We start from the raw sequence: 19,372 nt of genomic DNA, 5'->3' as shown, positions 1-19,372 counted from the left end.
CCATGTCGCTCGTTCTGGATATCAAAAAGCGCTATCCGGGCTTTACCCTCGACATTCAGCTCGATGCCGGCGAGGAGCGTGTGGCGCTGCTGGGCGCCTCGGGTTGCGGCAAGAGCTGCACGTTGCGCTGCATTGCCGGCGTGGAGACACCCGACGAGGGCGAGATCGTCGTCAACGGCGTGACCTTTTTTGACTCGGCGGCGGGTATCAACCTGTCGCCCCAGGAGCGAAAATGCGCCCTGCTGTTCCAGAACTATCAGCTGTTTCCCAACATGACGGTGGCCGATAACGTATGCGCCGGTGTTAAGGATGCGGGTGACGCCGCCGCGCGCAAAAAGCTCGCCGAGCGCTATCTGGGCATTTTCGGTCTGGCCGATTTTGCCGACCGCTACCCCGCGCGCCTCTCGGGCGGTCAGCAGCAACGCGTGGCGCTTGCGCGCATGGTGGCGGCGCATCCGGGCATTTTTATGTTCGACGAGCCCATGAGCGCGCTCGATTCCTATCTTAAGAGCGCGCTCGAACAGAACATGCTCGACCTGTTCGATGTGTGCAACCGTACCGTGCTCTACGTGAGCCACGACATCGACGAAGCGTGCCGTCTGTGCGAGCGCATTTGTGTGATGCACGACGGGCATATGGAGGAGATCGGCTCCGTCGAGGACGTGGTCCGCCGGCCGCAAACCTTGGCTGCGCTGCGCCTGACGGGCTGCAAGAATACGAGCCGCGCGCGCAAGATCGGCGACGAAGAAGTTGAGGCCCTCGACTGGGGCATGACCTTCAACGTGGGCCGTGAGGTTCCCGATAACGTGGCGTACCTGGGTATTCGTGCGAGCTACTTCCATGTGGACAACCGTGCTGAGCGGGGTCGCAACAGCTACGACCTGCATGTGGCCCGCGTGAGCGATTCACGTTTTGAGCGCCTGGTGCTGCTGGACGTGCCGCGCGCCGACGCGCCGACGCGCCTGCAGTGGAAGGTCAACAAAGTGCGCATGCCTGTCGACGAGCTGCCGCAAGCAGGCGAGACGCTGCGCATGCATTTTGATGCCAGCAGGATCCATTTGGTTTGTCGATAGCGCCGGGTAATGCCGTCGGGGAATATAAGCCTCGGCGGCTTTGTTTTTGCCGTTCGCCGAATGAGGAATGACAAACTCTTATCAATCAAGATAATTATTTATTAAACGACGGCACACGACGCTGTCGTACGAATGTCAACGGTGTTCGCATGGTCGATGACCGTTGGTATAGTTGACCTCAACTTGTAAAGGAGGGTGCGCACATGCCGCAGACGACATACATTCGCCGCGTTGCCGCGCGTGCCCTATATATGGCTCGGAGCCGCATATGAGCAGGTATGTTCACGGCTCCGGGAGAGACGACGCACAACTAAATAATCGACCGCAAAGCAGGTTCCCTAAAATTCCGGGTTTGAGCACGGTCGGGCAATCGCCGTCCGTCGTGCATCGATACCGCTGTTATCCGTTTTTGGTTCGAGAGGGGAACCGTTATGGCTGAAGAATTTGATTTCCATCCGATGTGGGAGAGCCTCGGCATGAATCTTGCCGACCACGACATGCTGCTGGGCGCCGTGGGCCAGATGTACGGCGATATGTTCCTGACGCAGAACAATCGCCCCAAGTCCACGTCCTACCTGGATTTTGTCGCCACCAACATCCACAGCGGTCGTATTAAGGAGATGCTCGACAAGAAGGAGGCCGGCGAGGCCACCAAGATCGTGGGCAGCTTCTGCGTCTACGTGCCCGAGGAGATTGTGCTCGCCTGCGACGGTATCCCCGTGGGTCTGTGCTCGGGTGCCGATTGGGCGACCGACAAGGTCGAGGAGCACTTGCCGCGCAACACTTGTCCGCTCATCAAGAGCTTTGCCGGCTTTAAGCTGGGCGAGGTCTGCCCCTACATTGAGTCGAGTGACTTGGTGGTAGGCGAGAACACCTGCGACGGCAAGAAGAAAGCCTACGAGTTCTTTGCCACGCAAAAGAACATGTACGTCATGGATATTCCCAACGTACACGACGAGTCGACGCTTGTGACCTGGAAGGCCGAGGTCAAGAAGCTCGCCGCCAAGATCGAGGAAGAGTGCGGCGTCACGATTACGCCTGAGCGTCTGAAAGCCGCCATCCACGCCGTCAATGAGAAGCGCCGTGCCCTGCAGCGCCTCGCTGCCACGCGCGCTGCCGACCCAGCGCCCATCAGCGGTCTCGACAGCCTGCTGACCGTTCAGGCCGCCTTTATGGACGACACGCCGCGTCTGACCGGGGCCATCAACGATATGGCGGCTGAGTGCGAGCAGCGTGTCGAGGCCGGCGAGGGCGTGGCGCCCAAGGGGACCAAGCGCATCCTGTACACCGGCACGCCCATGGCCGTGCCCAACTGGAAGCTGTTCAACCTCATCGAGAAGGCCGGCGGCGTTGTGGTAGGCGAGGAGTCCTGCACGGGTTCGCGCTATTACAAGGACCTGGTCGACGAGTCCGGTGAGACGGTTGACGAGATGCTCGATGCCATCGCCGAGCGCTACTTTAAGATCAACTGCGCCGTCTTTACGCCCAACGACCAGCGTATGAAGGACATTGTCCAGATGGCCAAGGACCTGCACGCCGACGGCATCGTCGACGTGGCCCTGCAGTTCTGCACGCTCTACGAGATGGAGTCGTTTGCCGTGGAGAAGGCCGCCGAGGAGGCAGGCATTCCATTTATGCACATCACGACCGACTACGCCGGCGAGGATGCAGGCCAACTGCAAACCAGGATTGAGGCTTTCTTGGAAACCATTTAGGACTATTCGTCCCGGCGGCTTCCCCAGGCACCCGATCTTGCTGTTCAAACCGTCGCTTGCGTACCAAAGTACGCGACGCTCCTCTTTCACGGCAACCTCGGGCACCTGGGAAAGCCGTTTCCTTGGTTGGTTAAAAGGTTTGTTAAGGAGTTATATGTCGGATAATATTGAGCAGCCGTTGCCGTCCACGTTTGAGGAGTTCAACGAGCAACGCAAGGCGGCGTTTATTCGCGTCAAGGATTATAAGCAGGCGGGTAATCGCCTGGTCGGCTTTTTGTGCAGCTATACGCCGCTCGAGATTATCGATGCCGCGGGCGCCTCGAGCGTGGCTCTGTGTGGTACGTCCGACGAGGTGATTCCCGAGGCCGAGAAGGTGCTGCCGGCAAACCTGTGCCCGCTCATCAAGTCTACGTATGGTTTTGCCTATTCGCAAAAGTGCCCGTTTACGTACTTTAGCGACATGATCATCGGCGAGACCACCTGCGACGGCAAGAAGAAGATGTACGAACTGCTCAACGAGCTCAAGCGCACGCACATTCTGCATCTTCCGCAGGGTCGCGATCGTGCCTACGAGCGTGAAGGCTGGTACGAGGAGTGCCGCCTGCTCAAGGAGGAGCTCGAGGGCTTCTACGGCATCACGATTACCGACGATGACCTGCGCGCTGCCGTCCGTCGTCGCAACCGCTTGCGTGCGGCCCAGCTCGAGATGTTTGCACTGCAAGCCAACCAGCCGGCGGCCATGAGCGGCGTCGACCTGATGAGCACCATGTTTGCCGGTACGTTCAGCTTTGATATCGAGGCCTATACGCAGCAGCTGGAGCAAAAGGTCGCCAAGCTGCGCGAGGCCTACGACGCAGGCGAGCGCCCGGTTGCAGCGGATGCCAAGCGCATTCTGATCACTGGTTGCCCGGTGGGCGGCGTGATCAACAAGATCGGTCGTACCATCGAGTCCAATGGCGGCGTGGTCGTGTGCATGGACGATTGCTCGGGCGAGCGCACGGCGGCCATGATGATCGATCCGGAGGCTCCCGACATCCTGCGTGCCATCGCCGACCGCTACCTGGACATCAACTGCTCGGTCATGACGCCCAACGATGGTCGTATGGAAAACACGCTGGCCATGTGCGAGAAGTATCATGTCGATGGCGTGGTAGAGAGCGTGCTACAGGCCTGCCACACCTTTAACGTGGAGAGTGCGCGCATGCAGGAGGCTGTCGAGGGCGCGGGTATTCCGTATATGAAGATTGAGACCGACTACAGCAACGGTGACATGGGCCAGATCGAGACGCGCATTGCTGCCTTTATCGAGACCCTGTAGGACAAATGCGGCAAAGGGATAGCTGCTTTGCCGCATAGAAGGAGGATGCCGTGGTTGGCATTGGTATCGACATAGGCTCGACGGCCGCGAAGGCTGCGGTGGTGGAGACGGACAACGCCATTGCGTGGACCTGCGTCATGCCGACGGGGTATTCGTCGGTCGATGCGGCCGAGCGCCTACGCGGTGAACTCGCCGCAGCCGGCTATGACGTGACGGGCGACGATGTTCGCGTGGTCGCGACTGGCTACGGCCGTGTCGCGGTGCCCTATGCCAACAAGGTAGTGACCGAGATCACCTGCCATGGTGCCGGTGCGGTCCGCCTGTTTGGCGAGCAGGGCACGGTGATCGACGTGGGCGGCCAAGATACCAAGGTCATCCAACTCAAGGGCGGCCGCGTGGCAAAGTTCGCCATGAACGACAAGTGCGCCGCCGGCACGGGGCGCTTTCTGGAGATCATGGCCGACCGCCTAGGCATTTCCCAGCAGCAGATGGCCGACCTAGCGCGTTCCGGCGAGCCCACCAAGATCAGCAGCATGTGCACGGTGTTTGCCGAAAGCGAGGTCATCAGCCTGATCGGTCGCGGTGAGCCGCGCGAGAACATTGCGCGTGGCGTGATCGACAGCGTGGTCTCGCGCGTGGCGACCATGGCCGGACAGGCCGCGGGCGCCCCGTACTACCTGACCGGTGGCCTGTGCGAGAACGCCTTCGTGGTGGAGCGGTTGGGCGAGCTACTGGGGTCGCCGGTGACCACCTCGCCCCAGGCTCGCTTTGCCGGAGCGATCGGCGCGGCTGTCCGCGCCGCCGCCTTGGCCTAGGGGTGTACCGCGACATGCGCATCCTCAATATCTCGGCACAAAAACCAGATAGCACCGGCAGCGGCACCTACCTTGCCGCGCTCGTACGCGAGCAGATCGAGACGGGGCATCGCGCCGCCGTGCTTTGCGGCGCGGCACCGGGTGATACCCAAGGCGAGCTGGACCGGCGTGCTGCCGTGTTTGCCGTACCGTTCGAGTCGCCCGAGCTGCCGTTTCCCATCTGTGGCATGTCCGATGTCATGCCCTATCCCTCCACACGCTATCGTGATCTGACGCCTTCGATGCTCAAGGCATTTGAGCGGGCATTTGCTGCTGCAATCGATCGAGCGGTGGCTGAGTTTCGGCCCGATCTGGTGCTCTGCCATCACCTGTATCTGGTGACCGCATTGGCGCGCGAGTGCGTCCGAGGCGTGCCGGTTGTTGCCGTGTGTCATTCGACCGACCTGCGCCAGCTGTGTTCGCATACGCTCGAACGCGATCGCATCGTAAGTGCGGTTCGTCGGCTCGATGCCGTCTTTGCGCTCCATGCTGAGCAGGCTGAGCAGATTGACCTGGTGTGCGGCGTCGATGCCGATCGCATCCACGTGATTGGGACGGGCTACGACCATCGCGTCTTCTGCCGCGATGCAAGCGTGGCGAGGCAGCCGGGATCGCTTGTGTACGTGGGCAAGATTTGCTTTAAAAAGGGCGTCGAGTCGCTGGTTCGAGCTGTGTCATTGCCGATTGACGATGGCGTCCGCCCATCTGGCTTGGTACTTGTGGGCGGCCGCGGGGACGATGCCGAGTACGCGCGTATCGAGCGCTTGACCGCGGCCTCGGATGTGCCGGTGACGCTGGCGGGGCGCCTGGATAGCGATGGGCTCGTGCGTGCCTACCGCAGTTCCGACGTCTTTGTGCTGCCTTCGTTTTACGAGGGTCTGCCGCTCGTGACGATCGAGGCCCTCGCGTGCGGCTGCAAAGTTGTGGCGACCGATTTGCCCGGCGTTCGTCCCTGGATGGAGGCGATGCTTCCCGGTGCTCCCGTGACGTGGGTGGCGTCGCCGCGTATGACGGATGTCGACACGCCCGTGGCGGCCGACCTTCCGTTGTTTGAGCGCGCACTGGCAGATGCTATCGCGCAGGCGCTTGCGGCGCCGCTTTCGACGTTCGAGCCGTCGGCGGTCTCTTGGGAAGCGTGCCTGGCGCGTATACTTAAAGTCGTTGATTTGTTGGAAGGGGGTTCGTATGGCTAAGGACACCATGAGGCTCACGTCCATGACGGCCGCGAGCGGTTGAGCTGCTAAGTTGGCTCCCGGAGCCCTCGCCCAGGTCCTGGGCGACTTACCCAATGTGCATAACGACAACTTGCTCGTGGGGTTCGATACCTCCGACGATGCGAGCGTCTTCCGCGTAGGGGAGAACCTGGGGCTCGTGCAGTCCATCGACTTCTTCCCACCGATGGTCGATGACCCGTTCCTGTTTGGCCAGATCGCTGCGGCCAACTCGCTGTCGGACATCTACGCCATGGGCGGGCGGCCGAGCCATGCCATGAACCTGCTTTGCATACCCAGTTGCTTGGGCGTTGAGGTTGCCGGTCAGATTCTGGCGGGCGGCGCCGATAAGTGCGTCGAGGCGGGTTGCTCCATCGCGGGCGGTCACACCATCAACGACGACGAGCCCAAGTACGGTCTGTCCGTGAGCGGTTTTGTGCCACTCGACCACATGCTCGCCAACAGCGGCGCACGCGTGGGCGATGTTCTGCTGCTGACCAAGGCGATCGGCTCGGGCATCATCACCACGGCCATTAAGGGCGAGCTCATCGAGCAGGACGAGGCCGCAGCCATGTTTGACTCGATGCGTACCCTCAACGAGGCCCCGATTCGCCTGGCCGAGGGACTCGAGCTTCACGGCTGCACCGACATCACGGGCTTTGGCCTGATCGGGCATGCGTGCGAGATGGCCGAGGGCTCGGGCGTGCAGATTGAACTTGCGTCGGGGGCGGTGCCGCTCTTTGACCAGGTGCTCGATATGGCGCGTCTGGGCATTATTCCTGCCGGTGCCTACCGCAACCAGGACTTCTTTGGCCCGCGCGTGGCGGCCGACGATGACCTGGGGCCGGGCATGTTGGATGCGCTGTACGATCCGCAGACCTCGGGCGGTTTGCTCATCGCGGCGCCTGCAGCCGATGTGGATGGGCTTGCGCGTCGCCTGCATGCCGAGGGGCGCATCGCGGCCGTTGTCGGGCGCGTGTGCGAGGCGGAGCCGGGCGGTCCTGCCGTCCGCGTTGTTCGCTAGCCCGCACGTTTATGTAACTGTTTGCCGTTCTCTAGAACGGCTCTTTCGAAAGGAATTTGCTATGTCTACCAAGATTGAAGTCAATGCCATGGGCGATGCCTGCCCGCTGCCCGTCGTCAAGACGCTCAAAGCTCTGAAGCAGCTCGATGGCGAGGGCGCCGTCGTGACCTCGGTCGACAACGAGACCGCCGTCAAGAACATCTCCAAGATGGCGCAGGAGAAGGGCTGCACGGCCTCGGTCGAGAAGGTTTCTGACGCCGAGTGGCACGTGACCGTGGCGACCTCTGGCGCCGTTGCCGTGGCCGATCCAGAGCAGGATGGCGCTGCCTTCTGTGATGCCAGCGCCGGCAAGGGCAAGCTCGTCATTTCCGTCTACACCGACTGCATGGGCCGCGGCGACGACGAGCTGGGCCACAAGCTCATGAAGGCGTTTATCTTTGCCGTGACGCAGCAGGAGGAGCTGCCCGCGACCATGCTGTTCTACAACGGCGGCGCCAAGCTCACCGTTGAGGGCTCGCCGGTGCTCGACGACCTGAAGGGCCTGGCCGAGCAGGGTGTCGAGATTCTCACCTGTGGTACCTGCCTCGACCACTATGGCATTAAAGACCAGCTTGCGGTGGGCGAGGTCACGAACATGTACGTGATCGTGGAGAAGATGGAACAGGCCGTGCGCGTCGTGCGCCCGTAGCGTATTGGTTGGAGTTGCCATGAGGGAGAAGCGCCTGGCGCTTGTCATCACGTTTCCCACCACGGCGGCCGCCATGGGCTGCGAGTCCCTGTGCGTTGAGCGTGGCCTTCCCGGGCGAACGATTCCCGTGCCCGGGGAGGTCGCTGCCGGCTGTGGTCTGGCGTGGAAAGCGTTGCCTGCCGATGAGGAGCTGCTGCGCGGCGAACTCGCCGCGGCGGGCGTTCCCACCGAGGGCTATACCGTGATTGATATGTGGGAGGTCGTGCGATGATCTACCTGGATAACGCGGCGACGACCATGCACAAGCCGCAGACGGTCATCGATGCCGTGACGCAGGCGATGTGCTCGCTCGGCAATGCCGGGCGCGGCGCCACGTCGGGTGCCCTCGATGCCGCTCGTACGATTCACGGTTGCCGTGCCAAGCTCGCGCGCCTTTTAGGTTGCCCGAGGGCGGACCATGTGTGCTTTACGCCCAACTCTACGGCGGCGCTCAACACCGCCATCTGTGGCGTGGTGCGCCCCGGCGACCGCGTGGTCACGACGGTGCTCGAGCACAACTCCGTGCTGCGTCCGCTCAACCGCCTGGCAGTGGAGCGGGGTGTGACCGTTGAGCATGCGGGCTGTGACGCGAACGGCGTGCTCGACTATGACGAGCTCGAGCGGCTGGTCACGCCCGGTACGCGTGCCGTGGTGGTGACGCATGCCTCTAATGTGACCGGCAACGCGGTCGACATTGCGCGCGTGGCGGCCTTGGCACATGCCGCGGGTGCGCTTGTGATCGTCGATGCCTCGCAGTCTGCCGGTACGGCGCATATCGATATGCAGGCCATGGGGCTCGACGTGGTGTGCTTTACCGGCCACAAGGGGCTCATGGGCCCGCAGGGCACCGGCGGCCTGGCCGTGGCGGAGGACGTCGACGTGGCGCCCTGGGCCATGGGTGGCACGGGCGTGCACAGCTTCGATGCGTTGCAGCCCATGGAGTGGCCCACGCGGCTCGAGGCGGGCACGCTCAACGGTCACGGCATAGCGGGCCTTTCCGCAGGCCTTGATTTTATCGAGGCACAGGGCGGGGTGGAGACGATTGCAGCTCACGAACGCGCGCTCGCCGAACGTTTCCTCTCCGGCGCTCGCGAAATCCCCGGCATTGTACTTTACGGTGCGTTTGACCAACCTGCGCGCTCGGCGATCGTGTCGCTCAACGTGGGCGATATCGACTCTGCCGAGATCTCGGACGAGCTCATGCAAGGGTGGGGGATTACGACGCGCCCCGGTGCCCATTGCGCTCCGCTCATGCACCGCGCGTTAGGTACCGAGCGCCAGGGTGTCGTCCGCTTCTCGTTTGGGTATTTCAACACGACCGAAGAAGTCGACACGGCTATCGATGCTCTGCGCGATTTAGCCTGCTAAAGCTGCTAGACCGTTTATACTTGCGGGACGGGTGTTTTTGCCCGTCCCGTTTATGTTTCGACTCGAAAGGTATGCCTATGGCCTCATCCGCCCCGCGTGGTCTGCGCTCCGACCATGTCGTCACCGTCGGCATTGCGCTGTTCTCGATGCTCTTTGGTGCCGGTAACCTCATCATTCCGCCGTTGCTGGCACTGCAGGCAGGTTCTGCCACGCCAGTTGCCATGATCGGCTTTTTGATTGCCGCTATCGGTTTGCCCGTTATGGGCTTTATCGCCGTCGCGCTCGCCGGCACGGCCCGCGAGCTGGCCGGGCGTGTGCATCCTAAGTTTGGCGAATTCTTCGTTGCGGCGGTCTACCTGGCCATCGGTCCGTGCCTGGCCATTCCGCGCACAAGCTCTACGGCGTTCGAAATGCTGGTGCCGCTGCTACCCGAGGGCGTTTCGCTCGGCACGGCACGTCTGGTGTTTGCCGTTGGCTTCTTTATCGTCGCGTTTGCGCTCACGTTGCGTCCAGGCGTCATCACGCGCGTGCTCGGCCGCATTACGGGCCCCGCGCTCATTGCGCTCATCGTGCTGGTCGTGGGTGCTGCCGTGATCTCGCCGCTGGGACCGGCTGCCGCGCCGCAGGCCCCCTACAATGCCGGTGCTGCCGTGCAGGGCTTTCTGACTGGCTATCAGACCATGGACCTGCTCGCGTCGCTCGCCTTCGGCATCATCATCGCCGAGACCATCCACGAGTTGGGTGTTACCGATGACAAGCGCGTGGCCTTTGAGATTTCGCGTTCCGGTGTGATCGCCGGCGTGCTCATGGCTATCATCTACTGCGGCTTGGGTCTTGCCGGTATGCAGCTCGGCACCGTGATGCCCGACGCTACCAACGGCGCCGCCATCCTCGCCCGTTCGGCCTCCATGCATTTTGGGCTTGCCGGCACGGTCGTGGTCTTCGCCATCTTCTTCCTCGCCTGCATGAACGTGTGTATCGGCCTCATCAGCTGCTGCTCGCGTTACTTCTGCGAGACGTATGTGGTCGAAGGGGGAGCGGAGGCCTCTGAGGAGGCCATGCGCCGTCCCTTTGCGGTTCTCGCCTTTGTGTTCGCTGCGTTTTCGTGCGTGCTCTCCAACGTGGGCCTCGACGTGATCCTCATGTTCTCGGTGCCCATGCTCAACGCCTTGTATCCCGTTGCCATCGTGCTGGTACTGATGGGCCTGGTGCACGGCTTTTGCGACGCTCATCCGCAGGTGTGGGTCTGGGTCGGCGGCGTTGTTGCGGTGCAGAGTGTGATCACCTCGGTTCGCGACGCGTTCTTTGCGGGCGCGTGGCTGCCGTTTGATGTGCTGCCGCTGGCAGACATCGGTGCCGCGTGGGCGCCGGTCGCCGTAGTTGCCTTTGTGATCGGTCTGCTCCACAGCAAGTTTGTCGCACATTCGAGGAGCTAGGGTTTCTGCGCTTGCACAGGCGGGGAGTCTCCCCTATAATTTTCTTCGCTTTGGGACACGCAAGGTTTAGACCTTAGCTGCTCAACACCTTCGGGACGTGGCGCAGTTTGGTAGCGCGCCTGCTTTGGGAGCAGGATGTCGCAGGTTCAAATCCTGTCGTCCCGACCATATCTTGCGGGCGTAGTTCAATGGTAGAACCCCAGCCTTCCAAGCTGATGACGCGGGTTCGATTCCCGTCGCCCGCTCCATAAGAATTGTTTTAACGGCTTTGGTTTCCTTTGGGGATCAGAGCTGTTTTCGTTTACGCGCCGGGCGACGGGAATCGAACCCGCCAGGGTGCGGAGCTGAGAAAATGCGTGAGCATTTTCCAGCGCAGCACGCAAGGGCCAAAGGCCCGCAGCGAAACAAGGATTTGCGAAGCAAATCCTTGGACTTCCCGTCGCCCGCTCCATAAGATAGACGAATGGCTCTGCTCCCTTTGGGACCAGAGCCATTTTCATATACATGCCGGGGACCCCATATCCCCTCCTAAGTTGCGGTGAAATACGGACTGTCTTTTGGCTTTTGCGAACCCATTGAAGTCCGGGGTAGCTAATTTGGAGCGGGCTTTTTGACTGCTCTAGCGATCGGCTGGCAAATGTGGCCAAAAAAGCCCTGCCCCAAAATGACTGGTCTGGTGTTGAGCCACGAAAGCGGCCCATCTACTACGTTTGGCCCGCAGGGGTCGACCATAGCAGCAGTTTCGGAAAATCGGCAAGCCGTCTACCAGCTGTTTTGATATTTCGGATTTCTGTATGGTCGAGGGTAATCGGTTAAACGTAGTAGATGGGCCCATTTCGTGGCGAACAGTAGGATTCGCGGTCCGGGGCTGCCGGTTTCGGGCTGCCAACCTGGAAGTTGCGGTGACGTAGTTTCAGAAAAGCCCGAATAAGCCTAAATCCAGGAACTGTTTTCCAGCAACTTATGAGTGGGGATGAGGGCTAGTGGCGGGATTGGTGGCGGAGCTTGTCGATGGTGGAGTCGATGCTGCGGCTGCGGGCTTCGGCTGCGGTTTGGCGCTTGTGGCGGTAATCGATCATGCCTTGGATGATGGGCTTGCCAAAGCTCACGACATCATCGTTGTAGATGGCTGTTCGGGCTGCGAGGAGGCAGTCGGTAAAGTCCATATGGGTCTTGCCAAAGAGTTTGACGGCAAGGGCGACAACGGTGGGCTCGTCGACCATGACGTCATCGATCAGCCTTTTCATGGCCGCAGCAATCTCAACGCGTGGAACCTTATAGACGTCGCGCAGCGTGACCACGACGCGCGTGATGATTTCGGGGTAGACACGAGCGGTGCGGGTGGCGATGACCTTGGCGGCGCGCGGTGACAGAACTTCGTCGTCGTCAAGCAGGTAGCGTAGGATGACGGTCTCGTCGATGATGGTGCTACTCATGGATATCTACTTCCTCGGGACCCAAAATCGAATCGTCGCTTTCTGTAGCAAGGTATTCAATCCAGACATTGCGCTCCTTGGAGCGGCGATTGGGGTCCCCATATGCTTTGAGCGATCCATAGGCGGCGGTGCCGTCCTTTGAGCGCACGGCGACCGGCTGAAAGGGGAGCTTGCGCATCAAAATGCTCTGCGCGACAAATAGACGTACGGCCTCGGCGAGCGATGTGCCCATGGCGTCGTAGAGACGTTCGGCATGCTGCTTGTCTTCCTCGCGAATGCGCACCTGAAGGATGGCTCGTTTTTGAGTCGATGACATCACTGGCCCCCTTAATGAGCGTGCAATATAGTCGGTCAAATGCGGCATGTGCCGATACTTGAGCATCTTATAACGATTACTTTATTTCACTCAAGTTGATAACCATTAACACGAATACAAGCGTAGTACATCCAAAACGAGAGCGCGTAAAAATCTCTGCAGCGTACGCGTGTAATACACTCGCCTTTATATCCTATTGAGAATAATCCTAACCAGCCCAAACTCCTGCAATACACCCGTAATGCAGGGCCTATACTCAAGTTTACCCCCTGCAACTGCGTATATTTAACCTGTATACCGTTGGAGATATTCTACCGAGTGCCTGTTTCGCCGCATGCGCTCGATACGCCGATGTCGGACCACGGGCGGTCCGGGGCAACGTCGACAGGGTCTCTCCGGCATGGGATTCAGGAGGGAGTGAACAACATGGGCAATAAACGAGTCGTGGCCGATTCCTCGCGCTGCATTGGGTGTCAAACCTGCATGGCAGCGTGCATCGAGGCACACGACATCCCCGGCAACATCGCCGCACCGCGCCTGCGCGTGACGCGTACGTACGAGATCTCCGCACCGGTGGCTTGCCATCACTGCGAGGATGCCCCGTGCGCCAAGGCCTGCCCCACGGGCGCCTTGTTCTTTGATCCAAAGAACCATCGCATCGGCGTCAACGAGGACAACTGCATCGGCTGCAAGAGCTGCGTCATGGCCTGCCCCTTTGGCGCCGTGAGCGTGGCGACCACGCAGGTCCCCGTCTTGATGGGCGACGTGCGCGTGGGTTCGCAGACTAAGAGCTTCGTGCTCAAGTGCGACCTGTGCGTGGACCGTCCCGGCGGTCCGGCGTGTGCCGAGGCGTGCCCGACTAAGGGCCTCACCCTGGTAGACGAGGAGCGCCTGGCGGAACTGACCGCCGAGCGTGCCCGCGCCACCATCGAAAACGAGGCATAGGCGGGCGGCCATACAGGCCCGACGATTGTCAAATACGTACCGATTAATCGGTAGCAGAGAAAGGAAGGAGGGTGTCATGGAGAAGCATAAAGTGATCTGCCCGTACTGCGGTGCCGGTTGCCAGTTTAACCTCTTGGTCCAAAACGGCCAGGTCGTGGGTACCGAACCGCTTAACGGCATCACCAACCAGGGCGAGCTGTGCCTTAAGGGCATGAGCGGCTACGACTTCATCAACGACACCAAGATCTTGACTCCTCGCGTACTGCACCCTATGATCCGCCGCACCAAGGGCGCGGATCTTGAGCGCGTAAGCTGGGACGAGGCACTGGATTTCACCGCATCTAAGATGCAGGCCATAATTGACGAATATGGTCCTAACGCTGTCATGACCACCGGCTCTTCGCGAGGCGGCGGCAATGAGGCGAACTACGTCATGCAGAAGTTTACGCGTGCGTGCATCGGCACCCACAGCGTGGACAACTGCGCCCGTACTTGACACGGCCCTACTGTCCTCGGTCTGATGGACACGGTTGGTTCAGGTTGCATGTCATGCTCCATCCCCGGTATGGAGGATGCGGGCTGCATTTTCCTCTTCGGCTATAACCCTGCCGATTCGCACCCCATCGTCGCAAGGCGTATCGTGCGAGCCAAAGAAAAGGGTTGCAAGATCATCGTCGCCGACCCGCGCCATATCGAAACCGCGCGTATCGCCGATATCTACCTTCCGATCAAGAACGGTTGCAATGTCGCGTTCCTCAACGCCTTTGCCAACTGTCTGGTCAACGATGGCCTCTACGACAAGGAATTCGTCGCCGAGCACACGAACGGCTTTGACGAGTGGTGGGAGACCATCAAGAACTACACTCCCGAATCCGTACAGGACATCACGGGTGTCGAGCCCGCGCTGATCCACCAAGCTGCCGAGATGTACGCCACGGCGAAGCCCTCTGCCATCATTGGCTGGGGCATGGGCGTATGCCAGCAGAAGCAGAACCTGAAGACGGTGCACACCATCGCCTCCATCGCCTGCGTTGCCGGCCAGATCGGCAAACCCAACTCCGGCCTCGCGCCCGTGCGTGGCCAGAACAACGTCCAGGGCTCCTGCGATATGGGCATGCTGCCCAACCTGTACCCTGGCTACCAGAAAGTCACCGACCCCGCCGCTCGCGCCAAGTTTGCCAAGGCTTGGGGCGTGCCCGAGGAAAAGCTCCCGCTCGAGGAGGGCTACAAGCTCACCGACTTGGGCCATCTGGTCGACGAGGGCAAGGTGCACTGCTTCTACAACTACGGCGAGGACCCGGTCCAGACCGAGCCCGATTCGGCTGGAATGCGCAAGACGCTCTCCGAGCTGGATCTGTTCATCTGCCAGGACATCTTTATGACGCAGACGACCATGCTCGCCGACGTCATCCTGCCCGCTACCTCTTGGGGCGAGCACGAGGGTGTCTTTACCGCATCCGACCGTAGCTTCCAGCACTTTGACGCGGCCGTTCCGCCCAAGGGCGAGTGCCGCCACGACTGGGAGATCTTCGCGGACCTGTCCACGCGTATGGGCTATCCCATGCACTACGACAGCACCGAGCAGATCTGGAACGAGTGCATTAGCCTGTGCCCCAACTTTGTGGGCGCGACCTACGAGAAGATGGCTCCCGAGGGCGGCTACGCCCAGTGGCCCGTCAAGAGCACCGATGTGAACGACCACGGTACGCCCGACATGTTCGCTGGTGGCAAGTTCACCACCAAGGACGGCCGCGCCAACCTGATGGCGCACGACTGGGAGGCGCCCTCCGAGCTTCCCGACGATGAGTACCCGCTCATCCTGTGCACCGTCCGTGAGGTCGGCCACTACAGCTGCCGCTCGATGACTGGCAACTGCAAGACGCTGGCGCTGCTTGCCGATGAGCCCGGCTTTGTCCGCATGAATCCCGCGGACGCCCAGGCGCGCGGTATCAAGAACGGCGACATCGTCTCGATTCACAGCCGCCGCGGCCAGGTATACAGCCGCGCCGACGTGAGCGACCGTATCAACAAGGGCACGGTCTATATGACCTACCAGTGGTGGATCGGTAAGTGCAACGAGCTGACCATGCACAAGGTCGACCCGGTCTCGCATACGCCCGAGGACAAGTTCTCCGCCTGCCAGGTCGACGCCATTGCCGACCAGGTCTGGGCCGAGGGCGAAGTCGAGCGTCAGTACACCGAGCTCAAGCAGGCTCTGGTCGACGCCGCCGCTCCCCAGGACGTTGAGCCCGGTGCCGCCAAGTTCGACGACGAGACGCACGTGAATCAAATCGTGTAGTCCCGTTCTCGTTGGCTTTTTGGGCCGGGCGTCCCGTACGTTCGGGAGCCCGGCCCGTTATTTTGAAAGGAAGTGGGGATGAACCGCTTCATCGACATCAACCCGGAGAGGTGCATCGGCTGCGGAACATGCCAGTCCGCCTGTGCCGACGCTCACCGGATGCAGGGTCTTCAGGATACGCCGCGCCTGGCGCTCGTGAAGACCGGCGGTATTTCGGCCGCCCTTGCCTGCCACCATTGCGAGGGTGCCCCCTGCGCCGAGGTTTGCCCGGTGAATGCCATCGAGCACGATGGCGATCGCATCCACGTCAAGGAGCAGGAGTGCATCGGGTGCAGGCTGTGCGCCATCGCGTGCCCCTTCGGAGCCATCCACCCCGATGGCACGTCTATCGCCGGTGTCGCAGGCATGTGCGACCCGACGCCTTCGTATCCTAAGTCCCTGAGCAGCCTTCTTACGTGGGCTCCCGGCCAGTACACCTGCGCTGTCAAGTGCGACCTGTGCGCCTTCGATCCGGACGGCCCGCATTGTGTGGCGGCGTGCCCCACCAAGGCGCTGACCGTCATGGGCGGCGCGGCCGATCGCGAGCTCGACGAGGCCAAGCGCCTGCGCTCGATCGAAAACGGTCCGGTCGTCGACGTTACCGCTGTGGCCCAGGGCCTGTCCGAGAAAGCAGAAGGGAGCGTAAACAATGGATAGCATGACGCTGTTTATCGCATCGCTTGCCGTCTCGTGCATCGGTGCGCTCGCCTCGGTTCTGCTGATCAAGGCCGATAACGCCGCCAAGACCGCCGGCTGCCTTATCGGCGCCGTCGCCGCGGTGCTTTCGTTCATCGCGGGCCTCGAGGCCGTGCTTGGCGACGTTTCGTCCCTCAACACGGTCTTCTTCTTCCCGTTCGCCCGTCTCGAGCTCTTGCTCAACGGCCTTGCGGGCCTGATCGTGGTCCTCATCTCGATTCTCGCCTTTGCGGGCTTCATCTACGGTCTGTCCTACTTCGACGAGTACCCGGGCAAGGTCGGGCGCGCCGGCTTCTTTATGAACACCTTCGTCGCCTCGATGATGCTCGTCATCACCGCCGACAACGTGTTCTGGTTCCTGGTCGCCTTTGAGCTCATGTCCCTTACGAGCTACTTCCTTGTCGTTATCGAGGAGAACAAGAACTCCATTAGGGGCGGTTGGCTCTACTTCGTCATCGCGCACGTGGGCTTCGTTCTCATCATGGCGAGCTTCCTGCTCATGACCAACGGCGTTGGCGGTTCCTTCAGCTTCAGTGATTTCCGTACGCATGACTTTGGACCCGCCGTCTCCTCCGCGTGCTTCGTCCTCGCGTTCTTCGGATTTGGCGCGAAGGCCGGTATCATCCCGCTGCACTCCTGGCTGCCCCAGGCGCACCCCGAGGCGCCGTCCAACGTGTCCGCCCTCATGTCCGGCGGCATGATCAAGATCGGCATCCTGGGAATCCTCAAGGTCGGTCTCGACCTGCTCGCGGGTTCGGGCGTCCAGCTCTGGTGGGGCCTCATGGTCCTGGTCTTCGGATCCATCTCGTCGGTCCTGGGTGTCGTCTACGCCCTCCACGAGCACGACATCAAGCGCCTGCTTGCCTATCACTCCGTCGAGAACATCGGCATCATCTTGCTCGGTGTCGGCGCGTCCATGACGGCGCACGCCCTGGGCAACGACGTCATCGCGACGATCGCGCTCATGGCCGCCCTCTACCACACGCTCAACCACGCCATGTTCAAGGGCGAGCTGTTCCTCGGCGCGGGCTCCCTGCTCTATGCCACGGGTACGCGCAACATAGAGAAGATGGGCGGTCTGTTCCGCCGCATGCCGGTCACGGCCGTCTGCTTCCTCATCGGTGCCCTTGCCATCTCGGCCATCCCGCCGCTCAACGGCTTCGTTTCCGAGTGGTTCACCTACCAGTCCCTGTTCAACATCTCGACGCTCTCCGACCCGGTCGTCATGGTGTTCGCCGTCGCCTCCGCGGCCGCCCTCGCCATCACCGGTGCCCTGGCCGTCACGTGCTTCGTGAAGGCCTACGGCGTCTCGTTCGCGAGCAGCCCTCGTTCCCAGGAGGCCGCGAACGCCAAGGAGTCCCCGGCTCCGATGTTGTTCTCGCAGATGCTCCTCGCGGCCATCTGCGTGGTACTGGGAATCGGCTCCCCGGTCATCGCCCCGGTTCTGGGCGACGTCGCCCAGAGCGTGCTTGCCGGCTCCGCCGTCACAGCCACCTCGGGCGTGTCTCTCGTGAACGAGATTTCCGGTGCCGCCACCTCCACCCCCGCGATCGCCATCGCGCTCGTGGTCCTCACCGGCCTCGCGTTCGCGCTGAGGTCCTGCCTCGGCGCCAAGGCCCCCGCTAAGAAGACCGACCCTTGGGCGTGCGGCTACGAGCCCAACGAGCACATGCCCGTCGTCGCCACGAGCTTCGCGTCCGACGTCGAACTCTTCATGGGCCCGCTCTACACCCTGCGCGAGGTATGCACCAAGATCTGCTGGTCCATCGCGCACGTGTTCCAGAAGCTCACCGGTGTCGCCCAGGGCGTCGAGCCCCTGCCCGACCGTTTCCTGGTCGATGCACCGAGCGAGGGTGCCGACAAGCTGGCCGGCCTCGCCTCCAAGATCGAGGGCGGCAACTACTCCGTATACATCTGCTACATCGTCGCGGCGCTCGTGGTCTTCCTCGTGCTCGCCGTGGTCATGGTCTAGAGAGGGGAGAGGATATTATGAACATCGTTCTTGCGATGGCGCAGGGCCTCGTGGTCATGCTGGTCGCGCCCTTCTTCTCCGGCCTCGCCCGTGTGATTCGCGCGAAGATGCACAATCGCCGCGGTCCGTCCATCCTTCAGGATTACCGGGACCTCGCGAAGCTCATGGCGCGTCCCGAGTCCGTGAGTTCCGACTCGAGCTTCGTGCTGCGCATCATGCCGCCGCTGTTCCTCGCGGTGTCGTTTATGCTCGCCATGGGCCTGCCCATGTTCACGCTCCAGAGCCCCATGCCCGTCTTTGGTGACGCCATCACCATCATGTACGCGCTCGCGCTGTCCCGCTTCTTCTTCGCGCTGTCCGGCGTGGATTCCTCCAACGCCTACGCGGGCTTCGGCGGTATCCGCGAGCTCCTCATGAGCGTGCTCATCGAGCCGTCCATGCTCATCGCGCTGTTCACCGTCGCCATCGTGTGCGGCTCCACGGACATTGCGACCATGGGTCAGCACATCGTTACGGGCAACGTCTCGAGCGTCGTCGCCGTTATCCTCGCCGGCGTCGCCTTCGCGGCCGCCTGTTACATGGAGCTCGGCAAGCTTCCGTTCGATCAGGCCGAAGCCGAGCAGGAGCTCCAGGAGGGCCCGCTCGCCGAGCTCTCCGGCCCGTCCCTGGCCATGATGAAGCTCGCCATGGGCATGAAGCAGGTCGTGGTCGTCGCTTGGTTCACCTCCATCTTCATCCCCTGGGGAGAGCCCGCGACCATCGGCGTCACCGCTCTCGTGGGCGCCGTCGTCTTCCTCGTCAAGTGCCTGGTCGATTTCGTCGTCTGCGGCGTGCTCGAGAACTCCGTTTCCCGTTCGCGCTTCAAGGTGCTCGGTAACCAGACCTGGGCCGTCGTCGGCATCGCGGTCCTCGCGTTCGTCTTCGTCGTCGTAGGCGTGTAGGG

17 protein-coding genes and 2 tRNA genes are annotated in these 19,372 nt (G+C 61.7%); 17 read left to right on the top strand and 2 right to left on the bottom strand.

Annotation, left to right across the window (positions count from 1 at the left end; all coding sequences use genetic code 11):
• Window positions 1-2 precede the first annotated feature (2 nt).
• From GT571_RS01650 to GT571_RS01595, 12 genes are all read left to right on the top strand, one after another.
• Window positions 3-1,073 (top strand): sulfate/molybdate ABC transporter ATP-binding protein, encoded by a 1,071-nt coding sequence (locus tag GT571_RS01650; RefSeq protein WP_161155033.1) that lies wholly within the window; start codon window positions 3-5, stop codon window positions 1,071-1,073.
• Window positions 1,074-1,504: 431 nt separating this feature from the next.
• Window positions 1,505-2,788: a double-cubane-cluster-containing anaerobic reductase gene (locus GT571_RS01645; RefSeq protein WP_117584066.1), complete on the top strand. Its 1,284-nt coding sequence runs from the start codon at window positions 1,505-1,507 to the stop codon at window positions 2,786-2,788.
• Window positions 2,789-2,942: 154 nt separating this feature from the next.
• Entirely contained in the window at window positions 2,943-4,106 is a 1,164-nt protein-coding gene (locus GT571_RS01640; protein WP_161155032.1) for a double-cubane-cluster-containing anaerobic reductase, read from the top strand.
• A 50-nt stretch (window positions 4,107-4,156) separates the two neighbouring features.
• Complete coding sequence (locus tag GT571_RS01635; RefSeq protein WP_089571620.1) at window positions 4,157-4,921, top strand: acyl-CoA dehydratase activase; 765 nt, start codon at window positions 4,157-4,159, stop codon at window positions 4,919-4,921.
• 14 nt (window positions 4,922-4,935) lie between these two features.
• Window positions 4,936-6,153, top strand: coding sequence for a glycosyltransferase family 4 protein (locus tag GT571_RS01630; RefSeq protein WP_161155031.1), 1,218 nt, complete (start codon window positions 4,936-4,938; stop codon window positions 6,151-6,153).
• Window positions 6,146-7,195, top strand: a complete 1,050-nt coding sequence (selD, locus tag GT571_RS01625; RefSeq protein ID WP_161155029.1) for a selenide, water dikinase SelD — start codon at window positions 6,146-6,148, stop codon at window positions 7,193-7,195. The genes GT571_RS01630 and selD overlap by 8 nt, the downstream gene beginning before the upstream one ends.
• 61 nt (window positions 7,196-7,256) lie before the next feature.
• Window positions 7,257-7,883, top strand: coding sequence for a sulfurtransferase-like selenium metabolism protein YedF (gene yedF, locus GT571_RS01620; RefSeq protein WP_055286145.1), 627 nt, complete (start codon window positions 7,257-7,259; stop codon window positions 7,881-7,883).
• A gap of 19 nt (window positions 7,884-7,902) precedes the next feature.
• On the top strand, window positions 7,903-8,154 hold the full coding sequence (locus GT571_RS01615) for a putative Se/S carrier protein (protein WP_161155027.1): 252 nt from the start codon (window positions 7,903-7,905) through the stop codon (window positions 8,152-8,154).
• Entirely contained in the window at window positions 8,151-9,290 is a 1,140-nt protein-coding gene (locus GT571_RS01610) for an aminotransferase class V-fold PLP-dependent enzyme (protein ID WP_161155025.1), read from the top strand. The genes GT571_RS01615 and GT571_RS01610 overlap by 4 nt, the downstream gene beginning before the upstream one ends.
• Window positions 9,291-9,367: 77 nt before the next feature.
• Window positions 9,368-10,726: a branched-chain amino acid transport system II carrier protein gene (brnQ, locus tag GT571_RS01605; protein ID WP_161155023.1), complete on the top strand. Its 1,359-nt coding sequence runs from the start codon at window positions 9,368-9,370 to the stop codon at window positions 10,724-10,726.
• A gap of 91 nt (window positions 10,727-10,817) precedes the next feature.
• Window positions 10,818-10,894, top strand: a tRNA-Pro gene (locus tag GT571_RS01600).
• A 6-nt stretch (window positions 10,895-10,900) separates the two neighbouring features.
• Window positions 10,901-10,974, top strand: a tRNA-Gly gene (locus GT571_RS01595).
• 732 nt (window positions 10,975-11,706) lie between these two features.
• On the opposite strand, the gene GT571_RS01590 is transcribed toward GT571_RS01595, so the two are convergent.
• Together GT571_RS01590 and GT571_RS01585 are read right to left on the bottom strand one after the other, a co-directional pair.
• The gene (locus GT571_RS01590) at window positions 11,707-12,162 is read right to left on the bottom strand and encodes a PIN domain-containing protein (RefSeq protein WP_192934584.1); all 456 of its coding nucleotides are present in this window, start codon (window positions 12,160-12,162) and stop codon (window positions 11,707-11,709) included.
• Complete coding sequence (locus tag GT571_RS01585) at window positions 12,155-12,478, bottom strand: type II toxin-antitoxin system RelB/DinJ family antitoxin (RefSeq protein WP_158572492.1); 324 nt, start codon at window positions 12,476-12,478, stop codon at window positions 12,155-12,157. The genes GT571_RS01590 and GT571_RS01585 overlap by 8 nt, the downstream gene beginning before the upstream one ends.
• A gap of 426 nt (window positions 12,479-12,904) precedes the next feature.
• Between GT571_RS01585 and GT571_RS01580 the strand changes: the two genes are divergently transcribed.
• The 5 genes from GT571_RS01580 (at window position 12,905) to GT571_RS01560 (ending at window position 19,370) form a co-directional block, all read left to right on the top strand.
• Window positions 12,905-13,423 carry a 4Fe-4S dicluster domain-containing protein gene (locus GT571_RS01580; RefSeq protein ID WP_022095206.1) on the top strand — a complete coding sequence of 173 codons (519 nt, stop codon included), beginning with the start codon at window positions 12,905-12,907 and terminating at the stop codon, window positions 13,421-13,423.
• 76 nt (window positions 13,424-13,499) lie between these two features.
• Window positions 13,500-15,722, top strand: coding sequence for a formate dehydrogenase subunit alpha (fdhF, locus tag GT571_RS01575; RefSeq protein WP_161155021.1), 2,223 nt, complete (start codon window positions 13,500-13,502; stop codon window positions 15,720-15,722).
• 78 nt (window positions 15,723-15,800) lie between these two features.
• Window positions 15,801-16,418: a 4Fe-4S dicluster domain-containing protein gene (locus GT571_RS01570; RefSeq protein ID WP_022095203.1), complete on the top strand. Its 618-nt coding sequence runs from the start codon at window positions 15,801-15,803 to the stop codon at window positions 16,416-16,418.
• A complete protein-coding gene (hyfB, locus tag GT571_RS01565; RefSeq protein WP_161155019.1) occupies window positions 16,411-18,429 on the top strand; it encodes a hydrogenase 4 subunit B in 2,019 nt (672 codons plus the stop codon). The genes GT571_RS01570 and hyfB overlap by 8 nt, the downstream gene beginning before the upstream one ends.
• 17 nt (window positions 18,430-18,446) lie before the next feature.
• Window positions 18,447-19,370, top strand: a complete 924-nt coding sequence (locus tag GT571_RS01560) for a respiratory chain complex I subunit 1 family protein (protein WP_006234113.1) — start codon at window positions 18,447-18,449, stop codon at window positions 19,368-19,370.
• Window positions 19,371-19,372: the final 2 nt, after the last annotated feature.

This window comes from Collinsella aerofaciens, assembly GCF_009876115.1.
Lineage (GTDB): Bacteria > Actinomycetota > Coriobacteriia > Coriobacteriales > Coriobacteriaceae > Collinsella > Collinsella aerofaciens_N.
The sequence above is the reverse complement of the archived record's forward strand: the minus strand, read 5'-3'. Positions and strand labels throughout refer to the sequence as shown.